This window comes from Nocardioides sp., assembly GCF_035547795.1.
Taxonomy (GTDB): domain Bacteria; phylum Actinomycetota; class Actinomycetes; order Propionibacteriales; family Nocardioidaceae; genus Nocardioides.
In genome coordinates this window covers 1-5,487 of the sequence record NZ_DASZUF010000065.1, presented here as the reverse complement: position 1 = coordinate 5,487, position 5,487 = coordinate 1, and the positions used below count along the sequence as shown (strand labels likewise).

Below are 5,487 nucleotides of genomic sequence, written 5' to 3'. Positions count from 1 at the left end.
CTGGGTCGGGATCGGGGAGGCGCTCGCGGCCCCGGAGAAGCACCACCTGATCCGCGACTGCGCGCCGTCCCTGATGCTCGCCTCCGCCGACGTCCTCGCCGAGTGCGCGCCAGCGCTCGCCGAGGTCGGTGCGCAGGGCGCGACGGTGGAGACGTTCCGCGCGGTGATCGCGGCCGCGGGCGCTCCGCCGAGCATCGACATCGATCCGCACGCACCGGCCGGGATCGCCTACACGAGCGGCACGACGGGCGTCCCGAAGGGCATCGTCCACTCGCAGCACAACCTGCTGCTCCCGGGTGAGGTGCTGGTCGCGTCGCGCGGGTGGGGTCCGTCGCTTCGCAAGGGCGACTGCCTGCCGCTGACCATCCTCAACCTGATGGTCCTCACAACCCGGCTCACCGCGCAGGCGCAGGGCTGCTGCATCGTGATGGACCGCCGCGACGCCGAGGGCATCGCGGAGTGGATCGAGCGGGAGCAGGTGACGCACTGGAACGGGGTGCCGGCCCAGCTGCACGACCTGGTCACGGTGAAGCGGGTCGACCCTGCGCGCCTGGCCTCCCTGCAGGAGGTGTGGAGCGGCGGCGGCGACTGCCCGGACACCCTCCGGGTCCGGTTCGCCGAGGTGTACGGGCTGCCGATCCGTGCGACGTACGGTCTGACCGAGGCGCCGACCGTCGTGTCGATCGACCCGGTGGGCGGCGAGCGCCGCCCCGGCGCGAGCGGCCGGGTGCTGCCCCACCTCTGGGTGCAGGCTCGGCGTAACGACGGGGCCCTGCTGCCGCGCGACGCGGAGGGCGAGCTGTGCCTGTCGCCGCGCAGCGAGAGCGAGTGGGCCGGGCGATGGACGCCCTACCTCGGGGTCTGGCGGGACGGCTCGGTCGTGGACCCGCCGTCGGTGCCGGTCGCAACCGGCGACTTCGGCGTGGTCGACTCGGAAGGCTGGCTCACCGTGCTCGACCGGATCAAGGTCCTGATCGTGCGCGGCGGCGCCAACGTCTACCCGGCCGAGGTCGAACGGGTGCTGCTCGCACAGGAAGGGGTCGCCGGCGTCGCGGTGTTCGGCGTCCCGGACGAGCGGCTGGGTGAGCGGGTCGCCGCCCTCCTCGAGCTCTCCGTGGACGTCGCGATCGACTCGCTGGCTGCCGCGTGCCGGCAACAGCTGGCCGACTACAAGGTGCCCGAGCGTTGGGGCGTGGTCGAGAAGCTGCCGCGCAACGCGATGGGCAAGGTGGTGCGGACCGGTCTGGTCGATCTGCTGGAATCTGCGTCGTGAGTCCTGGGGCACCGAAGACCGCGATCGTGACCGGCGGCAGCGGCGGGATCGGCCTGGCGGTCGCGGAGGGTCTGGTCGGGCGCGGGTACGACGTGGTGGTCACCGCGCGCACCGAGGGTCGGCTGCGTGCGGCGGCGCAGCGGATCGGCGCGCGGTACGTCGTCGCGGACGCCGCCGACGAGCAGCAGATGGCGACCGTGATGGAGGCGGTCGACGAGGTCCACCTGTTGGTGCACTCGGCCGGGATCCTGAAGGGGACGTTCCTGCGCAAGCTGTCGCTCGACGACCTGGACCAGGTCCTGAGCGCGAACCTGCGTTCCGCCTTCGTCACGACGCAGGCGGCCCTGACCAAGATGCCGGTCGGTGGCCGGCTGATCTACATCGGCTCGTCCGCCAGCAAGGAGCCGATGAAGGGCCGCACGGCGTACTCCGCCTCGAAGGCCGGTCTCGACGCGTTCGCCTACGCGCTGCGCCGCGAGGTGAGCCGTGACGGCATCAACGTCAACGTGGTGATCCCGGCCCCGGTCGAGACGGAGATCCTCGAAGAGGTCACCTTCGAGATGGTGGCGCTGCAGGCGAGCGACGTGGTCGACGCGGTGCTGTTCCTCGACGGGCTGCATCCGCGGGTCGTGGTCCCGGAGATCTTCATGTACGCCAACCCGGAGGGGCCGTTGGCACCACCACCACTGCTGCCACCGGCGGCGAAGGCGAAGGCGGATCAGAAGAAGTGAGCACTGAGCAACCGGTGGAGGTTCCGTTCGGCACGAAGCTCGGCCAGGTGGCGGCAGCCGACCCGGACGGCGTCGGCGCGGTCGTCGTGGCGCCGGACGGGACCGATCATGCGCTGACCTGGTCACGCCTCGAGGCGGGAGCCAACCAGTGGGGCCGCGTGCTGCAGGCGCGCGGCGCGAAGGTCGGCGACCGGGTCGCCCTCGCCGTACCGAACTCGGTCGACCTGCTGCTCGCCGTGCTCGGGTGCTGGAAGGTGGGCGCCGCACCGATCCCGGTGCGCTGGGACCTGCCGGACTGGGAGCGCGGCCGGGTGCTGGACGTGGTCGACGCGTCGGTCGTCGTCGACAGCGAGTCGTTGCCGGCGATGCGCGAGGAGGCGGCCGCCGCCGCCGGCGCGGCGCTGCCCGAGGTCGTCCCGCCGCAGATCAACGGGATCTGCAGCAGCGGGGCGACCGGCACGCCGAAGGTCATCATGAGCACCCGCCCCGGGGTCTGGAGCCCGCCGCTGTCGGACCCGTTCATCAGCAACTGGCAGGGCGGCACCCGGCCGCAGGTCATCCTCGTGATGGGCCCGATGTACCACACCAACGGCTTCGCCCAGTTCAACTTCCTGCTGGGCGGAGACCGGCTGATCGTGCTCGAGAAGTTCGACGCCAACGTGGCTCTCGACGCGATCGAACGGCACCGGGTGACCACCTTCACCGCAACCCCCACGATGCTGCAGCGGCTGGCTGCGGTGCCGGGCGTGGACCAGCGCGACCTGTCGAGCGTCGAGTGGATCCTGCAGGGCGCGGCGATGATGCCGCCGTCGTTGCTGCGCACCTGGTTCGACCTGCTCGCGCCCGAGAAGATCGTCATGGCCTACGGCATGACCGAGCAGCTGGGCCTCACCGCGTTGCGCGGTGACGAGTGGCTCGAGCACGAGGGCAGCGTCGGCCGCGGCTTCCGGGACACCGAGATCCGGATCCTGGACGAGAACAAGAACGAGGTCCCGGCCGGTCAGCTCGGCGACGTCTACCTGCGCTCGCCGATGACCGGCTCGTATGACTACCGCGGCGGTGCGGCGCTGCTTCCGGTGACCGCGGACGGGTTCGGCACCGGCGGGGACATCGGCTGGGTGGACGAGGACGGATACCTGTACCTGGCGGACCGCCGGGCGGACATGATCATCACCGGCGGCGCCAACGTCTTCCCCGCGGAGGTCGAAAGCGCCCTGGTCGACCATCCGGGCATCGCCGACGTCGTGGTGATCGGTCTGAAGGACGAGCAGTGGGGCCGGCGGGTGCACGCCGTCGTCGAGCCGAGGGACCCGGCCGCCCCGCCCACTGAGGCGGACATCATCGGCTACGCGAAGTCCAAGCTGGCCGGTTACAAGGTGCCGAAGACCGTCGAGTTCGTCGATGCGATCCCGCGCAGCGCTGCCACCAAGGTCAGCCGCGGGGCAATGGTCGAAGCGCGCGGCGGTTAGCCCGCTGCCGAGCTCCTAGCTCGACGCTGCGCCCTGGCCGTGGTCCGAGCCGGCTGTCGAGTTCGCCGCTTGGGTCGGATGCGCACGCTTCGTCGGGTGCGCCTTGTGGGTCGGTGTGGCCGCCTGCGTGGGGTGCGGCTTGCGGGTCGGGTGCGCGCGGTGGGTGGAGGAGGCCGCTTGGGTCGGGTGCGCCGGGTGGCTGGGGTGCGCCGGGTGGCTGGGGTGCGCCGGGTGGCTGGGGTGCGCCGGGTGGCTGGGGTGCGCCGGATGCGTCGGCTGGGCGGTCTCCCCGATCCCGCGGCCCTTGCCATGACCGGCGTGCGCCTTGCCGTGGCCGGTCGGGCTGACCGCACTCGTCGAGGTCGGTGACGGGGTTGGCGCGCTCGGCGTCGGGCTGACCGTGACCGGCGGCACGTCGTGCCGCTGCGGGCTGCTGTGGTGGTGAACGCCGATGACCGTCGCGATGTCGTCACGGACCGTGCCGCTTGCGGCGGCCGCGACGCCGCCGACCAGCAGGACGCCGGTGCCGATGCCGGCCGCGACCACTCGAGCCGAGGCGCGACTACGCCGTGCGATCGGCACGGCGCCGGCCCCGTGCGCCCGGAACGCCGCCATGGCGGCGGCCTCACCGGGCAGCGCACCGCCGAGCGGGCCCTGCAGCGCGTGCAGCATGCCACCGACCGGCAAGTCGGTACGCCGACCGGCGAGCAGGTCCTCGCAGTCGCCGTCGCTCAGGCCGTTCGGCAGGGTTGGTTCGTCGGTCATCTCAGGTATCAATCGTCGGGGCGGCCGGGTTGGTTACAGCCGGGTCGCTCTGGTCGCCGCCCAGCTGGCCAGCGAGCCGCCGCAGCGCCCGGTGCGCCGTGACCCGCACCGCACCGGGGGTCTTCCCGACCAGCTTGGCGGTGGTGTGGACATCGAGGTCGGCGATCACCCGCAGCGCCAGGATCTCCGCCTGGTCGGGCGGCAGGGTAGCGAGCAGGTCGAGCGCCCATCTCGTGCCGGCCGCCGCGTCCGAGGCGGAGACGACGTCATCGGGGGCCGGGGTGAGCTCGGGGAGGACGTCGACCGGCGTCTCCGGCCGCCGCGTCCGACGGCGTACCTCGTCGATCCATCGCCGGCGCGCGATGCTGAGCAACCAGGCCCGGAACGCGGCCGGCTCATCGCCTTCGAACCGGCCGAGGTCGCGCACCACGGACACCCAGGTGTCCGCGGCGATGTCCTCGGCCGCCTCCCGGCCGGCGACGGTCATCAGGTACTTGAGCACCACCGGCTGGTTCTGCCGGAAAAGGGCGTTGAAGGCGCGTTCGTCCCCCTGCTGCGCCTCGCGCAGCAGCTCGGGGAACTCGGCCGTCGACACGATCTTCCTCGCGGTCTGTAACGCCGTCGGTGTGGTCAGCGATTTGCCGGTGAGTCCACCACACTCGACCGTTCCACATCGGAGGGGAAATCCACCAATGGCAACTGTTCGACGTACGACCGTCATCGGCGCCTCGTTCGCCATCGCGACTGCCGGACTGGCCGGGACGGCCCTTGCCGGCGATCACGGCCAGCACGGCCAGCACGGCGCGAAGCTGCAGCACACGCATCTGACCGTCCACGCTCCGGCGAACACGACCGGCCACTTCAAGGCGACGGTCAACGGCAAGCTTCGCTCCCACAAGGCCGGCGTGGCCGGCGAGACGGTGTCCGTGCAGCAGCGCGACGGCAAGGGCAACCACTGGACCGCCGTCGACGGCCAGACCGCGACCACCGATGCCGACGGCAAGGTCAGCTTCACCTTCACCCAGTCGGACAAGAAGGAGCAGTACCGCCTGGTCTTCGCCGGTGACGACACGTACCGCAAGTCGCACAGCGGCGTCGTCACCATCAAGCGGGTGAAGCCGGCGCCGGCGCCGACCACCTCACCCGAGCCGACCACGAGCCCGGAGCCGACCGACTCGCCTAGCCCGCAGGCGTAGCAAGGCTCCGACTGGCTACCTCCGCCAGTCGGGGTGAAGGCCCCGCTCGAGCG

At 71.9% G+C, this 5,487-nt stretch carries 6 protein-coding genes; 4 read left to right on the top strand and 2 right to left on the bottom strand.

All coding sequences use genetic code 11. The annotated features are described in order from the left end of the window. From VHA72_RS04905 to VHA72_RS04895, 3 genes are all read left to right on the top strand, one after another. A partial coding sequence (locus VHA72_RS04905) for a class I adenylate-forming enzyme family protein (protein ID WP_325573326.1) occupies nucleotides 1-1,273 on the top strand: 1,273 nt, incomplete at its 5' end. Continuing rightward, nucleotides 1,270-2,004 (top strand): SDR family NAD(P)-dependent oxidoreductase, encoded by a 735-nt coding sequence (locus VHA72_RS04900; protein WP_325573325.1) that lies wholly within the window; start codon nucleotides 1,270-1,272, stop codon nucleotides 2,002-2,004. The genes VHA72_RS04905 and VHA72_RS04900, both read left to right, overlap by 4 nt. Further along, nucleotides 2,001-3,473, top strand: a complete 1,473-nt coding sequence (locus tag VHA72_RS04895) for a class I adenylate-forming enzyme family protein (protein WP_325573324.1) — start codon at nucleotides 2,001-2,003, stop codon at nucleotides 3,471-3,473. Before VHA72_RS04900 ends, VHA72_RS04895 begins: the two co-directional genes overlap by 4 nt. Nucleotides 3,474-3,488: 15 nt before the next feature. On the opposite strand, the gene VHA72_RS04890 is transcribed toward VHA72_RS04895, so the two are convergent. Together VHA72_RS04890 and VHA72_RS04885 are read right to left on the bottom strand one after the other, a co-directional pair. Next, nucleotides 3,489-4,238, bottom strand: a complete 750-nt coding sequence (locus VHA72_RS04890) for a hypothetical protein (RefSeq protein ID WP_325573323.1) — start codon at nucleotides 4,236-4,238, stop codon at nucleotides 3,489-3,491. Nucleotide 4,239: 1 nt separating this feature from the next. Beyond that, nucleotides 4,240-4,833, bottom strand: coding sequence for an RNA polymerase sigma factor (locus tag VHA72_RS04885; protein ID WP_325573322.1), 594 nt, complete (start codon nucleotides 4,831-4,833; stop codon nucleotides 4,240-4,242). A gap of 97 nt (nucleotides 4,834-4,930) precedes the next feature. Here VHA72_RS04885 and VHA72_RS04880 point away from each other — a divergent pair, with 97 nt between their 5' ends. After that, complete coding sequence (locus tag VHA72_RS04880; protein ID WP_325573321.1) at nucleotides 4,931-5,434, top strand: hypothetical protein; 504 nt, start codon at nucleotides 4,931-4,933, stop codon at nucleotides 5,432-5,434. The last annotated feature ends 53 nt before the right edge of the window (nucleotides 5,435-5,487 follow it).

Coding starts and splice junctions, on each gene's coding strand:
- VHA72_RS04890 (WP_325573323.1), bottom strand. CDS start 4,238: ATGACCGACGAACCAACCCTGCCGAACGGCCTGAGCGACGGCGACTGC.
- VHA72_RS04880 (WP_325573321.1), top strand. CDS start 4,931: ATGGCAACTGTTCGACGTACGACCGTCATCGGCGCCTCGTTCGCCATC.